The organism is Clostridium sp. CS001 (assembly GCF_020443565.1).
GTDB lineage: Bacteria > Bacillota > Clostridia > Clostridiales > Clostridiaceae > Clostridium_AD.
Window position 1 is genome coordinate 26,344 of the sequence record NZ_JAIZZN010000033.1, and the last position, 17,494, is coordinate 43,837.

Consider the following 17,494-nt stretch of genomic DNA (forward strand, 5'->3'; position numbering starts at 1 on the left):
TAGTTTGAAGTCTATTATTTTTTGTAACAATTTAATTGTGACAATTTTTAAGATATCCACATTTCAATTGATTTTTTTTGAAACCACTTACCAAATAGATTATAGAATTTTATTGTCATTCCACCACCGCTTAAATAATCCCCTTTACTATTATCAGACACTGCCCAGGTATTATCTAATGTTAGCTTAGCATTCCAATTATTAATATCTATTTTTCTAAAATTAGGATACAGGAAATCTCCTTCTTGATTTGCTTTTTTCTTTATTTCTGTGGGGCTTAATACAATGAGTTTAATATTCGGTAACACTGGTAAGAGATTAGAATCAATAATTTCTGATGATATAATTATATTTTCCTTGTCTTTAATAAGATTATAATCGGGTATTTTACCATACACTATTGCCGTTTCAATTACTCTTTTTACTAACTCTTTATTTGAATTAGTATTTTCAGGTCTAAATGTTGCGAATGAAATTAACAATAGAATAATCATTATTGATGTTAAAATTAAATTTCTTTTTGTTTTACCCTTCATTAATATCTCCCCCTTTAAAACTCTAATTATTACATAATAAAATACAACTGTGTCTTAAAAAACAATTCCAAATAACATTAGAGCAATAATTTTCTTGTTACAAATGATCTATAACGTTTCGTGTTCAAGATGCCTGAGAAGCCTAGAGCGACGCGCTTGGTGAAGGAATGTGCCTTGGCGATGAGTTCAAGAGTTTCATAATTTAAAAGGTATACAGGAATACTAAACTGGACCCATTAAAAGTACTCACCAGCCAAGGCGAATAGCAACATTTTGTTATAGGCCGTTTAGTAACTAGACTTTGAGCAAGACCTACCCCAGATATCCTAGAATATGGTCTTTGCTCCATAACAATTGTTGAACGATATAATAATGTTCTGACTGTATTTGTCATATCACTATGTTTTGAAAAGCACATGAATTTAATAATATATTAAATTTACTTCTTCATAAGAAATTCCTCTTTATAATTCATGTTATTATATAATTTTCTTAATTCCTCGATAACTTTTGTGTCTGTGTATTTATATATAAATTTAGTTGTTTCATTTTCTTTATATTTGAATATAAAAATTTGTTTTTTAGATACACCTATTTGATATATATAACTCTTTGCAAATTCTGTATTATCAATTAAGGATATGCTAAAGTCTGCTTCTTTTTCTTTTTCTTTTTGATTGCTTTCTATGCAACTTATTGTTTTTAGGTACTTGGCTATGTTTTGCATATCTTGTGTGTCAGTAACCATTTTGCTCCTGCCCAACTCTTTTTCGCTACTCGTAATTGTAAGATTAGAAAATTCGATTCTTTTAGTTAAATTTATTGGAATATCATTAAGTGGCTTTATCGGTTCTCCACTCTCTGGTTTGGAACATCCAGTATATAATAATATTAGACAGGAAAAAAGAATAATAAAAATAAATGTTTTTTTCAAAATATCATCCCCTTTTATTTGATGAAAATTCTTCGTAACATTTAACAAATATCCATTAACTAAATAATTAAGTTAGTAGGTCTTTTAAGAAAAATATGAACTAGCATTCAGGTTATGAAGGGTGTATGTCTACAACCTTTCGTAACGTAGAAAATGCTATTATCGGTATTTGTTAAGAACTCTATCATCACTCCATACCTGAGCTTCAATGTACCATGGACGATTCCAATCAAAATTAAAATTATCATAACCTTCATAAGTTATCCAACCGCGTTGATTTATAATCTCTAATATTCCATCAAATGTATATACAGGCGGTCGATATTTGCCAATGTCAAAATTATCAAATTCTCTTGGGTCAACAGTTTGACATTGGTCGCCATATGTAAATGATACAGCAGTCATATCAAAATCATTTACTGGAATTTTAATGTAATCCCTATCATGATAATAATGCAAAAATGCATTTTCGTATGATGAATCATTTACCAATACCATATAAATAGGAACCCGCCTTACAGGTTTACCGCCTTTTTCTATAAAGGTTATTCGGGTCATGTTTTCCTGACGTCGGCGTATAACAATATTATCATCGCTGTAAACACTACCGACAACGGTTTTTTCCCCGGAAATAATGCTTTCTTTTCGATATTGACTTAACAATTTTTGCACTTCATCATCAGGCAAATCTGATAATGTTAGAAAAGGACCTCTTTCTTTCTCAAAAAAATGATATAAATACATGTTACCCTCCTGAACAAAATTTTATGTTTTTTACATAACTCTAACAGCGCACTTTTTTACTATTGCTCATCAATCGTAGTTTTGCAACAAATAAAAAATATACGAATCTTGTGTGATATACAAAATGCGTAGCATGTTACTAAAAATCATACTTATGAATCACCTAAAAAAAATAAATACAGAAACAATGGCTGAAAATAAACCAGATGAAATTAAAAAAATTGCTGATTTTTTATTTTTAATATATAGGTAATACCCATTTGTTATATTAAAGATACCTGCTGAAAGCAATATAGGTGGCATTGCATCCATATTAACTATATTAAATAAACTTAACAAGCCTAAAACTAACAAAAAACATCCTATAACAATGAATACTGATATGAATTTTTTAAGAACTTCTTTTTTTCTCAACTTAGAAAACACCTCCTAACTATATAATAAAATACCGTTGCATAAAATATGAAGAACATGAATTGAGCAAAACATTATAATAGTCATCTACTCCATTTATTAGTTTGTCTGAACGGAACTTATAACTGTTACCTTCTGTTCTAAACTTCTTTTTATGCCAAAATTATCATAGGTAATTTTTATATATGGTTGAAAATTTGTTTCCAGTTTCTTATGAAAATTAATTACTAAAACAACCTGAAAATCTTTTTCCCTAATCTTATACCCTTTAATCTCCTTATACCCCATTTTAATTTCTTCTGATAAAGCACTTTCTTCAGTTAAAACACCTGTATGTTTATTTTCGTCTATGTAGAAATCATAACTAAAGGCATTATTATCATAAGTGATAGGCTTATAATTATCATCAAGAAGAACAATATCTTTAATTTTAGGATTCATTATTCCTTGACTTTTAAAATTATAGGATAAATAGTAACATTCATCTAAGTTGTATGTAGTAAGTCCTGTAGATGATTTACCAATTAATTTCATACTCCAAGATAAAAAGATAATACCCACAAGAATGATACTTATAAGAAAAAGCCATTTTACTTTAGGTTTCATACAATCATCCTTTCTATTAATTCGTACTTAATTACCAATATGAAACAACTTTTAAGAATATTATACCACTATATACTACTTCTGTAAGCTTATAATCATCACAATAAGTATACTTTCCTAAATAATAAAAGACCTTATCCTTGGAGCCTCACTATCTTATGAAAAATACAACATTTTGGAAGCCTCAAGTCTGCTTCCAAAGTCGTTAATATTGCACTATCGCAGATGATGATTTAAAGAAGAAAAAGGGCTATCTCAAAATAGAAATTACTTTCTATTTCGAGATAGCCCCATTTTCATTATGCTATTTCAACAACATTACTATCAGTATAAACCGTCTTAGCATCTTTCTTGCCAGTTAAATCACCATTAACTGATGCAAAAATATTTTTTGCAATGACCAAATCCATAAGAGTATTTACCTGTGCTTCTGTTATAGTTGCCATGCCGTTTTCATCAGATTTAATGTCATCTACAGTTAAAGTAAAGTATTTACCTTCTACAGATGTTAAAAATCTCATAACTAATTTATGCATATTATTTGTCCTCCTTTTAATTATTTAGCTAATAGCTATTAAGCTATTAAACTATTATTTAGATAAGCTGTACTGATCTTCTTTGTTTATGGAAACTAATGGGTATGTTTTGATGTTAGATATTGCTTCGCCAACAGCGAAAATATCTTCATCCAAGGCCATAACTTTTAGATTACCAAGTGTTTTTACTGCCACCTTATCCTTGCCTTTGCTGTCAACGCCTACTTTCATAGTAAGTTTTAATACACTTGCTACCTTTGTAGATTCTACTGCCATAATGAATCACTCCTTTCTTTTTTTCTTTTCACTGAATATATATGCTCTTCTAAAAGTTTTTGCAGATTTTATGAAAATAAAAAATAAGGATACCTAAGTTGGTACCCTTATTTTTGGGGTTTTTCTATAACGGTGGATATAGCTGCAGTTAATTCAGAGATAGATTTATTGAGATCCTCAATTTTCTTCTCAAATCGAACAAGCAAGTATATACTCACGCCTATAGGGAAGCCAACTGTATTAACCAGCTTGATAAATGTATCATACATGAAACATTCCTCCCCTCACCGTTACAGCTAATATATATGCTTATCCTAGTTGTTTTCTATGAATTTCTAAAAAAATTTTTTAGTTCCATATAATAGTCAATTAAAGAATTTATTTAAGAAAGAAAAGAGCAAAGAAGAGCAGGGGTTTTATGAGCGCAAAGGGAATTTCTCTCTAAGTTCCTCTTGCCATGGATCTAAAAAACCTTTTTCAAAAAAATACGTGGGGTTACCACATATTTCACAGAATCTATTATTACTAGGGTTGGATGGGCAGTCATCAATATTTTTAAAATAACTAGAGCAGTAATTAAAAATATGTGTACCACAAATCGTGCAACGGTCATCTTTTGCATATTTTACATCAGATTTACATAAAGGGCATTCAAGGACTCTTCTGTACTTATCTAGTTTGATTTGCTGCGTATAATAAACTCTTTTAAATCCATTTAGGCTATTACGCACAGGGTTACCACAAATCCCACAAAACTCTGAAAATATTGAAAAACAAGTATTTCCACAGGTAATGCATGTGGATATTTTTCTTGAGGTAAGTAGATCTAGTCTTTTCATATTATTTAATCTTTTCCATAGTGCTGTTTCAGATACAATAAAAAATTCGGAAGTTGATTTAAGAGAAGGGTAATTACAGGATAAAATAAGGTGTTTTGGCATGAGAAGTATTCCACCAAGTTCGTCAGCTTCTAGCTCTTCTAAGATTTTTTCTTCGCTTGTTTTTGCTTCCCGAGGAATTTTAAGATGGTCTAAGATAATATGGGCTACTTCATGAGCCAGAGTAAAATTTAATCTTCTTTCATGTGAATGCTCATAAGGATATTTAGCCTTATTTTTATTTATCTGCATTAGATAAACATTGTATTTATAATTATATTCAGTTAATGCGTCATATATAGGAGGCAACTCAAAAAAACCATATTCAAATGGTATGAGTTGTAGTTCTTTCATTTTTTTTATGAGTAGAGTGCAATCAAGTGGCCAATCAGTGGCTTTTAAGTCAAATAGATCAATAAACCATTGCAGTCTCAAGTTGATATATTCATGTCTATGTTGTGGTATAAGATCCATAGTATAATATTTCTTATTATAAATACTCATCATATATAACCTTCTTCCTGAACGTATGTTCGTACATTGCATAAGAAGATTATACAATTATTATAACAATAAAACAAGTATTTACATATTATTTTTCTTTATTTTTTATAAATTGCTCAAGTAAAGCTTCAGTTTGAGCTTTTATGATGTTTCTTTCTGAATCTGAAAGATTTGCGGCAGTGACTCTGTAGGCAAGGTTAGCCCATTTGCTATCTTTTTCATACATATCCTTAGCACGTCTTACAATATCTACAAGGTGTCCTTTATCATCTCTATATATATTTTCTAAGTATCCTTCATGATCTATAACCTCTTCAATATAACCAGCCTGTTTTAATAATTCCTCATAGGTTTTACCTAAGTGAGGAGCAAAAGCTTTAAGAGCCATTGGGGATGGTTTCTGCCTTTCACCAGTTTCAATTCTTGAGATTTCAGCATTGCTTACCCCTGATTTTAGAGCTAAATCTCGCTGAGATAGATTATTTTCATTTCTTAAATTTTTTATAAATTCACCAAAATTCATGACAACACAACCCTTCACCCCCATTATATATAAAGTGATACCTAATGGCAATAGAAAATACAATAATTGGTTGACAAAGGGTATGCCCAAATGTTACCATAAAATTAGTTACCAAATGGTAGCTGTGGAGGAGGGGGAATATGTTTTTAAATATAGAGTTTCTTAAAGAACTCATTGAGAAGAAGGGTTGGTCAGAACGGCAACTTGCAATGAGAGCAGGACTGTCTCCTGCTACAATTTCACGCATAATTACTGGTAAAAGGGGAGCCGGAACTCGTACATTTTTGGGAATACGCAAAGCCTTTCCAGACGAGCCTTTGGACAAACTATTTCTTTTACCTAAATAGCTACCAAAGGGGAGTAAATATAAAAATTGAAAACTAACTATAAACTAGTAAAGACTAAGGGGGTAAAAAGTATGAACATAAGCATTGATATCAATTTAATAGCTTCAGAGGAAATAACCAATTCTCTATTAAGCCTGGCAGCAGTTCTTCATAATGCAGTTCCTATTTTCAATGTAAATCCAAAGGTCCTAGGTCCTAAAGAAGAAGTTAATATAATAAGCAAAGAAGTAGGGGCACCTAAAGAAAAGATAGAAATATCAAACCAAGAAGTTAAAGAGATAACGCTACAAGAAGTGCGAAGTATTCTAGCACAGCTTTCAAAGAATGGTAAGGGAGCAGAAGTAAAAGCACTTATAAAAAAGTTTGGGGTTAGCAAACTCACAGAAATTCCAAAAGAAAAGTATGAGCAGCTTTTAAGCGAAGTAGAGTTTATAAATTAAGGGGGGATTTATTCATGAAAATAATTACAGGGAAAGTTAGATTTTGTTATGTAAATGTGTGGGAACCAAAGAGCATTAATGGAGGTGAACCTAAGTATTCTGTGAGTATTATAATTCCAAAGACAGATAAGGAAACCCTTAAAAAAATAAATCTTGCCATTGAAGCTGCTAAAAATGAGGGCACAGTAAAATTTGGAGATAAACTACTTAATAACTTTAAAACACCTCTTCGGGATGGGGATGTGGATAGAGCAGAGGATGAAACCTATGCAGGTAGCTATTTTATTAATGCACATAGCATTATAAAGCCTGGTATTGTGGATAGAAGTGTACAAGCTATAACAGAGGAAAGTCAGTTCTACAGTGGTTGTTATGGAAGAGCTAGCCTTGTGTTTTATGCTTATAATGCAGAGGGGAACAAAGGTATAGCCTGTGGACTACAAAACATTCAAAAGCTAGAAGATGGAGAAATGCTTTGTGGACATAGCACTGCCCAGGAGGATTTTGAGGACATGGAAGAAGATTATTTAAATTAAATTAAAGAAGTGCCACTCACGTGGCAAGTGGCAAGTTTTACTTGTAAATTACTTTAGGGGAGAAAAGTTTCTGGTGTATTATAGAAATTTTTCTCCTTATCTTTAGGAGATGATAATTTGTTAGCTATTGATATAGAGACCTATTCAAGCCGCGATATTACAAAATGTGGAGTCCATGCCTATACAGAGGCAGAGGATTTTGAAATATTATTATTTGCCTATGCTTATGATGAAGAGAAAGTAAAAATTATAGATTTAGCTTCTGGAGAAAAGCTACCGCAAAATATAATAGAGGATTTAAACAATCCAGGGGTTATTAAGACAGCCTTTAATGCTTCCTTTGAAAGAACCTGTCTATCTAAGTATCTAAATAAACCTATGCCCGCTAATCAATGGAGATGTAGTGCTGTTTATTCCTTAAGTTTAGGACTTCCCTTGGATCTTTCTGGGGTGGCTAAGTGCTTGAACTTGGATCAGCAGAAAATGGGAGAAGGCAAATCTCTTATTAGATATTTTTCAATGCCTTGCAAAGGAAGTGACACTAAGGGTCGAAGGAATCATAACCTATCCCAGGAAGATGTGGATAAGTGGCAGATATTTAAAAATTATTGTGTACAAGATGTAGAAGTTGAAAGAGCCATAAGAAAGAGATTAGAACAGTTTTCCATGACAGATAGGGAGTGGGAGCTTTGGGTACTAGATCAAAAGATAAATGATGGTGGAGTGTTAGTTGATAGAAGACTAGTTCATAATGCTATAAACTGTGATGAAGCTTATAAAAAGATAATCACAAAGGAAGCCATGGCTTTAACAAGCCTTAAGAATCCAAATAGTCCAGCTCAGTTAAAAGCTTGGCTACAAGAGAAGGGAACAGAAGCTGCAAGTCTATGCAAAGAAAAGGTGAAGGACTTAATAGAAGAAGTGGCGGATGGTGAGGTTAAAAGAGTACTAGAGCTTAGGCAAGAATTATCTAAAACCTCCGTAAAAAAATATGAATCTATGGAAAGGGCAATATGTGTTGATGATAGGATACGTGGACTTATGAAGTTTTATGGTGCAAACAGGACGGGGCGATGGGCAGGAAGACTCGTACAAATACACAACCTTCCTAGAAATAGCATGGACAACTTAGATTATGCAAGGCAGCTGCTTAAAGAGGGTGATTATGAAATGTTAGAGCTACTTTTTCATAGTGTGCCAGATGTATTATCACAACTTGTAAGGACGGCCTTTATTCCATCAAAGAATTGCAGACTGATTGTATCAGACTTTAGTTCCATTGAGGCTAGAATTATAGCGTATCTTGCAGGTGAAAAGTGGATTCTTGATACATTTAAAAGTCATGGAAAGATATATGAGATGACTGCCAGTAAGATGTTTGGAGTACCCCTTGAAAGCATAGTAAAGGGCAATCCTCTTTATGAATTAAGGCAGAAAGGGAAAATAGCAACTTTAGCCTGTGGCTTTGGGGGAAGTACTGGTGCCCTGGTAGCTATGGGAGCACTCAAAATGGGACTAAAGGAAGAAGAGCTACGAGTAATTGTTGCAGCTTGGAGAAAATCTAATCCAAACATTGTAAAGCTTTGGAGGGAAATTGAAAATGCAGCAATAAAGGCAGTGTCAGAAAATAGGGTAGTGAAAATACGTCAGGGAATACAGTTTTCCTGTAGAAGTAGGGTACTATTTATTAAGCTTCCCTCAGGTAGAAGTCTTGCTTATGTAAGACCTAGAATTGAAATGGATGTTAGATTTAACAAACCAAAATTAACTTATGAAGGCACAGAGCAAGGAACAAAACAATGGGGAAGAATCAGTACCTTTGGAGGAAAGCTTACTGAAAATATAGTACAAGCTATTGCTAGAGATTGTTTAGGTGAGGCAATGATAAGACTAGATAAAGCAGATTATAAAATAATATTTCATGTTCATGATGAAGTTATTTTAGAGGTGCCAAAGGGATTTGGATCATTAGAGTCCGTGAATGAAATTATGGGACAAGCTATTTGTTGGGCTCCAAATCTTCCTTTAAAAGCAGCTGGCTTTGAAACCGATTATTATAAGAAGGATTAACCACATTAATATTACAGCATCGAAGATAATGATTAACGAAAAAAGTATAATTTTACATGTGAATTTTGGAGGGGAACAGCATTGATAAAGGATGGCATTATTACAATTGCTACGGGAAGGAACCGCAAAGAGTTAAAATGGAAAAATACTCCTATGAAGTGGTCACAATTTTTAGAGAGAATTAGTAAAACCACAAGAACCTATGAAACCTATGAGGAATATAAAAGATTGCCAAAGCTTGAGCAAGATAACCTTAAGGATGTTGGAGGCTTTGTAGGTGGTGCTTTAAAAGAGGGCAAAAGGAAAGGGGATTCAGTATTAAGTAGATGCCTCATTACATTGGATGCCGATTATGGACAAGAGGGCCTATGGGATACTATTGAAATGCTTTTTGACTTTGGATGTGCAATGTATACAACTCATAAACATAGCAAAGATAATCCAAGGCTTAGGCTTGTCATTCCTTTAAGTAGAGGGGTAAGCCCTGAAGAATATGGAGCTATATCTAGAAAAGTTGCAGAGGATTTAGGAATAGACTACTTTGATGATACCACCTATGAACCTTCAAGGCTTATGTATTGGCCCTCAACCTCTCAGGACGGAGAATTTATTTTTAAATACATGGATGGCCAGTGGTTAAATCCAGATGAGATTTTAAGCAGATACGAAAATTGGCGAGACACAAGTTCTTGGCCAGAGTCCTCAAGGAATATAAAAAGTAGGGAGAAGCTGGCAGATAAGCAAGGAAACCCAAGTGAAAAGAGTGGAGTAGTAGGCGCCTTTTGTAGAACCTATAGCGTTACTGATGTTATAGATAAATTTTTAAGTGATGTGTATGTCAAATGTTCTGAAGCAAATAGATACACCTATATAAAGGGGTCTACTGCAGGAGGACTAGTTGTTTATGAAAAGGGTGACTTTGCTTATTCCCATCATGGAACAGATCCAGCATCCGGAAAACTTTGTAATTCTTTTGATTTAGTAAGGCTTCATAAATTTGGTGCTTTGGATGATGAAATGAAGGAAGGAACGCCCATGAATAAAATGCCTTCCTTTAAGGCTATGCAGGACCTTGCCATGAAGGATAATGAGGTGAAGAGAAAGATAGCAAGGGAGCATATGGGTGAGGCTAGTGAGGATTTTAATATAGAAAATAATTGGGCAGAACAATTAGAGATCAATGCTAAAGGTGGCTATAAGGAAACTTTAACAAATCTAGTATTGATAATTAGAAATGACCCTGCCCTTTTGGGAATTGCTTATAATGAGCATAGTGAAAGAATAGAAACCTTAAAGGAAGTACCTTGGAAAAGATTAAAGCCAGGATGGTCCACTGGAGACGATGCCAGTTTGTCTTGTTATCTTGAAAAAAACTATAAGCTTTGGAGCCCCAGCAAATGCCAGGATGCCTTACTAAAGGTTTCCATAGAAAGGTCTTTCCACCCAGTAAAACAATTCTTAAATGATCTACCACAGTGGGATAATATTTCACGGGTTGATACATTACTTATTAAATATTTAGGTGCTAAAGATAGTGAATATGTTAGAGCTGTTACTCGAAAGACCTTATGTGGCGCCATAGCTAGAGTTATGCAGCCTGGAATTAAATTTGATACCACCCTTATTTTAAATGGACCACAGGGAATAGGTAAAAGTACTATATTTTCAAAGCTTGCTGGAAAGTTTTTTAGTGATGCTTTAAGCATAGCTGATATGCATGATAAGACTGCAGCAGAAAAATTGCAAGGGAGCTGGATTCTAGAAATCGGGGAATTAGCGGGGATTAGAAAGGTTGATGAGGATACATTAAAATCCTTTTTAACAAGACAAGATGATAAATTTAGAGCAAGCTATGGACGAGTAGTGGAGGAACACCCAAGGCAGTGCATTATTGTGGGAACTACTAATCAGGAAGCGGGCTTTTTAAGAGACACCACGGGTGGTAGAAGATTTTGGCCTGTAAGAGTTAATGGCAGGTCTGAATTTAAACCTTGGGATTTAAAAGATATAGATCAAATCTGGGCAGAGGCTCTAATGGTGTACCACAAAGGAGAATCCTTAATATTGGACAATTCACTGACTGAAGCTGCGGAGCTTGCGCAAATTGATGCCTTTGAAAGTGATGAAAGGGAGGGCCTAGTTAGAGATTATTTAGATAAACTACTACCAAGTAGTTGGAAGGATATGAGCTTAAATGATAGGAGAGAATTTTTGAGGGGGGAGGGTGAATTAGGTGCAAATGCCATTGGAACAGAAATGCGGCAACAGGTTTCTACAATAGAGGTGTGGTGCGAACTCTTTGAAAAAGAGGCAAGTACAATAAGAAAAATAGATTCTCATGAGATTGGTGGAATAATGAGAAAAATTGAAGGTTGGGTGAACATTAATGATAGAGTTATCTTACCTATTTACGGAAGACAAAGAATGTTTACAAGAGAATCGCCCGTATAGTGCGGGACAAGTTTTAGCTTGTCCACACCTTGTCCCGTACCTTGTCCCCGCACACAAACCTTTATGCAATCAAGGTTTAGAGCACCTTTGGGACAGCCTGGACAAGAATTACCTATAGAGGTATGTAAATTAGGTAGAATAATAAGAGTGTGTATGCCTAATACGCATAAGCGCGTAAGAAAATCTTGTCCACTTGTCCCAAAAATACATGAAGCCTAGTAAATAAGCCATTCTCATGCAGGACAAAGGGGACATATCAGCAAAAGCAGCAGGTGAAGATATTTTATAAAATATAAAAAGGGGTGCTTATTGTGGAAAAATTAGTTGAAAAGGCTAAAGCGAGTGAAGACAACGCTACAGAACAGATAATAGAAAAATTCAAATACCTAATATTTAAGGAGGCGACAAAGTACCATATTCCAGGATATGAGCTAGAAGATCTAATTCAACATGGCTATCTTTCTGTCATCAAAGCCATTTCTATGTACAAGCTTGGTAGTAACAGTTTTAATGGATACTGCATTACAGCTATAAAAACGAATTTTAAAGCTCTGTTAAAAGGGCAGATAAAGCATTTCAGGGAAGTTCCAAGCAATGAAATGATAGATCTTGGTGCTGCAGGAGATTATGAGTTTACCTTAGAGGATGAAGTGATCGCTTATACAGAAGTTAAAAAAGTATATGCTGCTCTTGACACGCTTGAGCCTTTAGAACGGGAGGTCATAGAAAGATATTATATCCTGAACCAGCCCTTAGGAGAAATAGCTTGTGGTAGCGATAAAAGTTATTATCAATTTGCAAGGATTAAGAAGAAGGCTTTGGAAAAGTTGAGATTGCTTATGTGAATTTATATACTTACTTAACAGCAGATATTACTCAATTTACTTCTAATACACTAGAGATGACTGGCTCCTTTGAAGAATTGGAAATGAACTTTATGAAATAGCAAACAATTAAAAAAATATAACAATACAATTACAATGTAACATAATACATGTTATATTTAAAGTATGATATGTTACATTGGAGAGGTGTTAAAAGTGAAAAACACACTTGAGTATTATTTAAAGGAACAGATTGATTCAAATGTAATCATCGGGCCTTGGAATGAGAAAGAATATCTACCAATATTTTTATCAGAAATATATACATTTTACAGAATGAATATATTAGGTGAGTCTTGTTTGCTAATAGAAATTAACAGTGAAATTCCGGGAATTGAATTTATAAAAAAACATATTAAGCAAATAAGCAAGAGTGTTGATTATAAATTGGTGTTTTTCTTTAAGACTCTGTCAGCTTTTAGGAGAAAAACTTTAATCGAAAGTCGCATTCCCTTTGTTGTAGAGAATGGGCAAATGTATCTTCCATTTTTAGGTATGGATATAAAGATGACCAAAGATGAAAATGTTAAAGTTATTGAAAAATTTTCATCTTCAACTCAATTGGTGTTTTTACACTTTTTGTATAATAAGGATTTACTCATAAATACAACTGAATTAGCTGGAAAAATAGGTGCTTCAAAAATGACTGCATCAAGAGCATTAAACGACTTATATTTACTGGGCTTATTAACTTATGAGGTGAGTGGAAAAACTGGAAGAAGTAAAAGGTATAAACGCATTGATGATACTTATTATTATGATAGAGGTAGTAAATATTTAAAAAATCCAGTAAGTAAGGTTGTATATGTTGATAAGGATAGTGCATATGATTTGCCGGTGGCAGGATTAGAAGCGTTATCAACTCAATCAATGTTGAATCCACCTAAAAGACCTGTAAGGGCTATGGCTAAACAATATATAAAAAATATTAAGGAACACATTGTTACGAACAAGGATAAAATTGCAGATATGGATTTGATAGAACTTCAACTATGGGAGTACGATCCTAAGATTTTATCTAAAAATTATGTAGTTGACTTAGTTTCTTTAATTATGTCAATTGATAAAAGTAATGATGAAAGAGTAGAAATTGCAATAGAAGAAAGTTTGAGACAGGGCTTGCGTCAATACATTTAAGCGAAAGTGTTGCAAGTTTATCAGCTATTTTATTAAACGATTCCTATTACGATTTATTGGTTCAAGGGAAAACCATAGTAGATGGATACTCTGTACTTTCTATTGAGTATATCCTACTTTTTAAAATGAAGGCATGGCTTGATTTATTGCAAAGGAAAGAAAATAGTGAGCATATAGATTCCAGAGATATAAACAAGCATAAAAATGATATATTTCGATTGGTAATTAACATATCACCTTTTAGCAAAGTTTCTGTAAGTGATGAAATACAGAATGATATTACTATATTTTTGAAGAAAATTACTGAAGAGAAGGTAGACTTAAAAAATCTTGGTATACGTGCGGTTAGTATAGAAGGAATATTGGATAGAATTAAAAAGACTTATGATATTACTACTGAAGACACCTTATGATTGGTGTCTTTTTTAATATATTAGCAACAAAAACTGTTCCAGCTTTTGTAAGGTGCCTGATCCCTTACAAAAATTGGAAGTTGAACGGACAAGCTTTGTTGCTAAAATATTATCTTAGAACTTGTTAGTTCTTATAGAACCGCCACGTACCGAACGGTATGCGTGGTGGTGTGAGAGGTCGGTAGATAAATTAATTATCTACCTCCTACTCGATTTGTGATTTTGGGGTACGGCAACGATTCGGGTACAGCTGACATACGTGTAAAAACCGGCCACATACTGGAACTGATATCCAACATGTGGTTCTTAAAGCATGTATGTCGGCTGCACCCCTATCTGAATATGCGCTATTGATGTTTCTCTTTAATAAGTAGTATTATTCCAAATATTGCCACTATTACACATAGAATACTAATAATTAACAGAATAATTAACGTAGTATTATCATTAAAAATATTTTGGATAAATAAAGTACGTAATACAAAGAATGATGCCATAAGTATTAATGTTAATATAAGAAAAATATTTTTAGTAGTACTTAATCTTTTATAATTAAATATTAATAAACTAATGATAAAAATAAATATAATTATAGGCCTTAAATACTTTATATTTGGAAAGAATAATCCTGAGATAATTATTAATATTGCAGTAATTAAATATGTTATCATCTGTGCTTTGTTTTTCATTAATGATACCTCGCAATTCAAATAAATTTAGATTAAAGCAATAAAAACTGTTCCAGCTTTTGTAAGGTACCTGACCCATTACAAAGATTGGAAGTGGAACGGACAAGATTTGTTGCTAATTTTCTTACAAATATCGGATAGTGAAAGTCACCCTAGTGGGAACAAAGTTGCTACTTTCTACTTATTAAGTTTTCCTAAAGTCTTTTTTTGTTTAATTCTTGCAATAATGCCTCCTTTTCCAAATCTATTTGTACCCCTAATTATTTGGCCAATTCTTTCTGTACTACATCCTATTTGTAAACCAATAGATGTATTTGCCTTTCCACTTAGCCACATTTCAACAATTGCTAATTCGCTAGAGTCTAGGTGATCTTTCCAAGTATCAAAATCTTTTATTAATTCGTTGAAATATTCTCTAGTGTTTTTTAAAATGCGTTCCATTTCTTTTCTCCTATAAAAATATTTTTTCAAAATTATATATTTTAATTATATCATCCTTAATATGATATATAAACCTATTTATTAGAATAATTGGAAATATGAAAAACAATTAATGATATAGTATAAAGTTCCTACAAAGATAAATCCAAGGATAATAAGATTAGAAGATTAATCAGTAAGTATTAGAAATCAGAAAATGGCGTTTTAATATCAACTATTTTCTGAGATTATCTCAAAGATGTTAACAAAGATTGGTAAGTTTTATTTGCTATTTATAAAATTAAATAACATTTAAAGAAGCTCTGGGCAACTCAGAGTTTTGTTTTACCTGTTCTTACAAATATTGCAGGAGAAAGATCGGTTAATGTTGAATTAATATATGATAAATGTTAGAGAAAATAGTAAGTTGTACTATATAATTAATAAAAATTAGATACAGCAGATAATGTCTATAATGGGAGTGCGACACGTTGCTAATTTAAACGATTAGCCATTAACCGTAAGGTTAAGAGAACTAATAACTTGAAAAGTCAAATGATAGGGTAACGCCTTAAAGGGCTTTCTCTGATACTCCGAATAGCGAAGCTATAAGTAAGTTAAGTTTTGTTATAAGCTCGGTGAAGTCGGCTGAGGTCACCTCCTAACAGATTAGCTGAGGAAATGCGAACTAGAGGTAGTCGAGGGTGGTATAGGCCGGGAGTCTGTAAAATACCCATGGTAAGAATGTCCAAAGGTGGACTGACGAAACTCTGAATGTACGGGTCTAAATATAGATACATCAGAAATGATGTAACTACCAAAGTTGTAGTGTGTGTATGGTTTAGTAAAAATTCCCATTATGAAAAACCATATACTATTAAAGGTAGTATCAAGCACACAGGCTCATAAGAGTTACCTAAAGATATATGTAAAGATAAAGTTATTGGAACGTGGGAAGCTGATAACATGGAGGACTTACTTCTTTTGAAGTGGTAGCAAGGAAAGACTTAAGTTATAACTTGTTTTTATATCAGTGAAAGTAGTGGCATAGTACCGAAGAAATTTATGAAAATAAATGGAGGGATAGCCACAAGTCAGTGTTAAGAAAATATAAAATCATATGATAATCGTTAGGTTCGATTAAGACTAAAAGAAGCCAAATTCATTTGAAATGAGGCTGACTAATGACGACAAGTGAAGAACCATTATTAAAGAAGCAAAAACTAAGAAATAACGAATACTATGATAGTCAAGAAATACAAGATATACTTTATAGAAAGAGCAAAGAAAATTACGTTTTTAAGGATTTGGTTTCTGAAATAATCACTGAAAGAAATATACTTTTAGCTTATAGAAATATCAAAAATAATAGGGGCAGTAAAACGGCAGGAGTTAACGAAACTAATATAAAACATATAGAAAACTATCAAATATCTGAATGGGTAGAGTATATACAAGAAAGATTCAAAAATTACATTCCTATGTCAGTGAGAAGAGTTGAAATACCAAAACCTGACGGTGGAATTAGACCTCTAGGAATACCTACTATAGAAGATCGAATGGTGCAGCAATGTATTAAGCAGATACTAGAACCGATTGTAGAAGCAAAATTTTATCATGGAAGTTATGGATTTAGGTGTGATAGAAGTGCTGAAAATGCTATCGCAAAAGTAAATAGTTTGGTTAATATAAATAAACTTCACTATGCTGTAGATATTGATATTAAGGGCTTTTTCAATAATGTTAACCATGGAAAACTTTTAAAACAGATGTGGACTTTGGGAATAAAAGATAAAGCATTAATTAGTATAATATCAAAAATGCTAAAAGCTGAGATTGAAGGTATTGGAATTCCAGATAAGGGAACCCCTCAAGGTGGGATTTTATCTCCGATATTATCTAATATAGTGTTAAATGAACTAGATTGGTGGATAGATAGTCAATGGAGAGGTGTGAAAACAAAAGGAAGCTCAAACTATTGTAGCAAAATAAAAGCATTGAAGAAAAGTAGATTAAAAGAAATGTACATAGTTCGTTATGCTGATGACTGTGCGCCACGAAAGCGTGGTAAGCAACTCGTAAGAGTGGCTTAATATAGCTGTGCTATACAGATGATGGAGGAAGGCCCTCCGAAATCGCCATGCAGGTGGAGATTT

General features: G+C 33.0%; 19 protein-coding genes and 1 pseudogene. 9 read left to right on the forward strand and 11 right to left on the reverse strand.

Going from position 1 to position 17,494, the window contains the following annotated elements:
• Window positions 1-47: 47 nt before the first annotated feature.
• From LGK97_RS17000 to LGK97_RS17045, 10 genes are all read right to left on the reverse strand, one after another.
• A complete protein-coding gene (locus LGK97_RS17000) occupies window positions 48-536 on the reverse strand; it encodes a hypothetical protein (protein ID WP_226260963.1) in 489 nt (162 codons plus the stop codon).
• A 439-nt stretch (window positions 537-975) separates the two neighbouring features.
• Window positions 976-1,470 (reverse strand): hypothetical protein, encoded by a 495-nt coding sequence (locus LGK97_RS17005; RefSeq protein ID WP_226260965.1) that lies wholly within the window; start codon window positions 1,468-1,470, stop codon window positions 976-978.
• A gap of 159 nt (window positions 1,471-1,629) precedes the next feature.
• Entirely contained in the window at window positions 1,630-2,214 is a 585-nt protein-coding gene (locus tag LGK97_RS17010) for a hypothetical protein (protein WP_226260967.1), read from the reverse strand.
• Between the two features lie 159 nt (window positions 2,215-2,373).
• Window positions 2,374-2,628, reverse strand: a complete 255-nt coding sequence (locus LGK97_RS17015) for a hypothetical protein (RefSeq protein WP_226260969.1) — start codon at window positions 2,626-2,628, stop codon at window positions 2,374-2,376.
• 99 nt (window positions 2,629-2,727) lie between these two features.
• Entirely contained in the window at window positions 2,728-3,234 is a 507-nt protein-coding gene (locus LGK97_RS17020; protein ID WP_226260971.1) for a hypothetical protein, read from the reverse strand.
• A gap of 299 nt (window positions 3,235-3,533) precedes the next feature.
• Window positions 3,534-3,770 (reverse strand): DUF2922 domain-containing protein, encoded by a 237-nt coding sequence (locus LGK97_RS17025; protein WP_226260973.1) that lies wholly within the window; start codon window positions 3,768-3,770, stop codon window positions 3,534-3,536.
• A 54-nt stretch (window positions 3,771-3,824) separates the two neighbouring features.
• On the reverse strand, window positions 3,825-4,046 hold the full coding sequence (locus LGK97_RS17030) for a DUF1659 domain-containing protein (RefSeq protein ID WP_226260975.1): 222 nt from the start codon (window positions 4,044-4,046) through the stop codon (window positions 3,825-3,827).
• 107 nt (window positions 4,047-4,153) lie between these two features.
• Window positions 4,154-4,315 carry a YvrJ family protein gene (locus LGK97_RS17035; RefSeq protein ID WP_226260977.1) on the reverse strand — a complete coding sequence of 54 codons (162 nt, stop codon included), beginning with the start codon at window positions 4,313-4,315 and terminating at the stop codon, window positions 4,154-4,156.
• 147 nt (window positions 4,316-4,462) lie between these two features.
• A complete protein-coding gene (locus tag LGK97_RS17040) occupies window positions 4,463-5,431 on the reverse strand; it encodes an ImmA/IrrE family metallo-endopeptidase (protein ID WP_226260979.1) in 969 nt (322 codons plus the stop codon).
• Window positions 5,432-5,516: 85 nt separating this feature from the next.
• Window positions 5,517-5,951, reverse strand: coding sequence for a helix-turn-helix domain-containing protein (locus LGK97_RS17045; protein ID WP_226260981.1), 435 nt, complete (start codon window positions 5,949-5,951; stop codon window positions 5,517-5,519).
• Between the two features lie 140 nt (window positions 5,952-6,091).
• On the opposite strand from LGK97_RS17045, the gene LGK97_RS17050 reads away from it, so the two are divergent.
• The 8 genes from LGK97_RS17050 to LGK97_RS17085 all read left to right on the forward strand — a co-directional run bounded on the left by LGK97_RS17050 (window position 6,092) and on the right by LGK97_RS17085 (window position 14,229).
• The gene (locus LGK97_RS17050; protein ID WP_226260983.1) at window positions 6,092-6,298 is read left to right on the forward strand and encodes a helix-turn-helix domain-containing protein; all 207 of its coding nucleotides are present in this window, start codon (window positions 6,092-6,094) and stop codon (window positions 6,296-6,298) included.
• 71 nt (window positions 6,299-6,369) lie between these two features.
• The gene (locus tag LGK97_RS17055) at window positions 6,370-6,738 is read left to right on the forward strand and encodes a hypothetical protein (RefSeq protein WP_226260985.1); all 369 of its coding nucleotides are present in this window, start codon (window positions 6,370-6,372) and stop codon (window positions 6,736-6,738) included.
• A 14-nt stretch (window positions 6,739-6,752) separates the two neighbouring features.
• The gene (locus LGK97_RS17060) at window positions 6,753-7,274 is read left to right on the forward strand and encodes a DUF2815 family protein (RefSeq protein WP_226260987.1); all 522 of its coding nucleotides are present in this window, start codon (window positions 6,753-6,755) and stop codon (window positions 7,272-7,274) included.
• 117 nt (window positions 7,275-7,391) lie between these two features.
• Entirely contained in the window at window positions 7,392-9,344 is a 1,953-nt protein-coding gene (locus tag LGK97_RS17065) for a DNA polymerase (RefSeq protein ID WP_226260988.1), read from the forward strand.
• A 99-nt stretch (window positions 9,345-9,443) separates the two neighbouring features.
• Window positions 9,444-11,795: a VapE domain-containing protein gene (locus tag LGK97_RS17070; protein WP_413228446.1), complete on the forward strand. Its 2,352-nt coding sequence runs from the start codon at window positions 9,444-9,446 to the stop codon at window positions 11,793-11,795.
• 311 nt (window positions 11,796-12,106) lie between these two features.
• Window positions 12,107-12,640, forward strand: a complete 534-nt coding sequence (locus LGK97_RS17075; protein ID WP_226260990.1) for a sigma-70 family RNA polymerase sigma factor — start codon at window positions 12,107-12,109, stop codon at window positions 12,638-12,640.
• Window positions 12,641-12,835: 195 nt separating this feature from the next.
• Complete coding sequence (locus tag LGK97_RS17080; RefSeq protein WP_226260992.1) at window positions 12,836-13,816, forward strand: hypothetical protein; 981 nt, start codon at window positions 12,836-12,838, stop codon at window positions 13,814-13,816.
• A gap of 56 nt (window positions 13,817-13,872) precedes the next feature.
• Complete coding sequence (locus LGK97_RS17085) at window positions 13,873-14,229, forward strand: hypothetical protein (RefSeq protein WP_226260994.1); 357 nt, start codon at window positions 13,873-13,875, stop codon at window positions 14,227-14,229.
• Window positions 14,230-15,095: 866 nt separating this feature from the next.
• On the opposite strand, the gene LGK97_RS17090 is transcribed toward LGK97_RS17085, so the two are convergent.
• Complete coding sequence (locus LGK97_RS17090; RefSeq protein WP_226260996.1) at window positions 15,096-15,359, reverse strand: hypothetical protein; 264 nt, start codon at window positions 15,357-15,359, stop codon at window positions 15,096-15,098.
• Between the two features lie 1,163 nt (window positions 15,360-16,522).
• Here LGK97_RS17090 and LGK97_RS17095 point away from each other — a divergent pair.
• Window positions 16,523-17,386 (forward strand): annotated as a pseudogene (locus LGK97_RS17095) (reverse transcriptase domain-containing protein); the annotation flags it as partial.
• Window positions 17,387-17,494: the final 108 nt, after the last annotated feature.

What these genes read in the sequence shown, in the direction of transcription:
- LGK97_RS17000 (WP_226260963.1), bottom strand. Translation starts at nt 536, where the DNA reads ATGAAGGGTAAAACAAAAAGAAATTTAATTTTAACATCAATAATGATT.
- LGK97_RS17010 (WP_226260967.1), bottom strand. Translation starts at nt 2,214, where the DNA reads ATGTATTTATATCATTTTTTTGAGAAAGAAAGAGGTCCTTTTCTAACA.
- LGK97_RS17020 (WP_226260971.1), bottom strand. Translation starts at nt 3,234, where the DNA reads ATGAAACCTAAAGTAAAATGGCTTTTTCTTATAAGTATCATTCTTGTG.
- LGK97_RS17025 (WP_226260973.1), bottom strand. Translation starts at nt 3,770, where the DNA reads ATGCATAAATTAGTTATGAGATTTTTAACATCTGTAGAAGGTAAATAC.
- LGK97_RS17030 (WP_226260975.1), bottom strand. Translation starts at nt 4,046, where the DNA reads ATGGCAGTAGAATCTACAAAGGTAGCAAGTGTATTAAAACTTACTATG.
- LGK97_RS17035 (WP_226260977.1), bottom strand. Translation starts at nt 4,315, where the DNA reads ATGTATGATACATTTATCAAGCTGGTTAATACAGTTGGCTTCCCTATA.
- LGK97_RS17040 (WP_226260979.1), bottom strand. Translation starts at nt 5,431, where the DNA reads ATGATGAGTATTTATAATAAGAAATATTATACTATGGATCTTATACCA.
- LGK97_RS17045 (WP_226260981.1), bottom strand. Translation starts at nt 5,951, where the DNA reads ATGAATTTTGGTGAATTTATAAAAAATTTAAGAAATGAAAATAATCTA.
- LGK97_RS17050 (WP_226260983.1), top strand. Translation starts at nt 6,092, where the DNA reads ATGTTTTTAAATATAGAGTTTCTTAAAGAACTCATTGAGAAGAAGGGT.
- LGK97_RS17055 (WP_226260985.1), top strand. Translation starts at nt 6,370, where the DNA reads ATGAACATAAGCATTGATATCAATTTAATAGCTTCAGAGGAAATAACC.
- LGK97_RS17060 (WP_226260987.1), top strand. Translation starts at nt 6,753, where the DNA reads ATGAAAATAATTACAGGGAAAGTTAGATTTTGTTATGTAAATGTGTGG.
- LGK97_RS17090 (WP_226260996.1), bottom strand. Translation starts at nt 15,359, where the DNA reads ATGGAACGCATTTTAAAAAACACTAGAGAATATTTCAACGAATTAATA.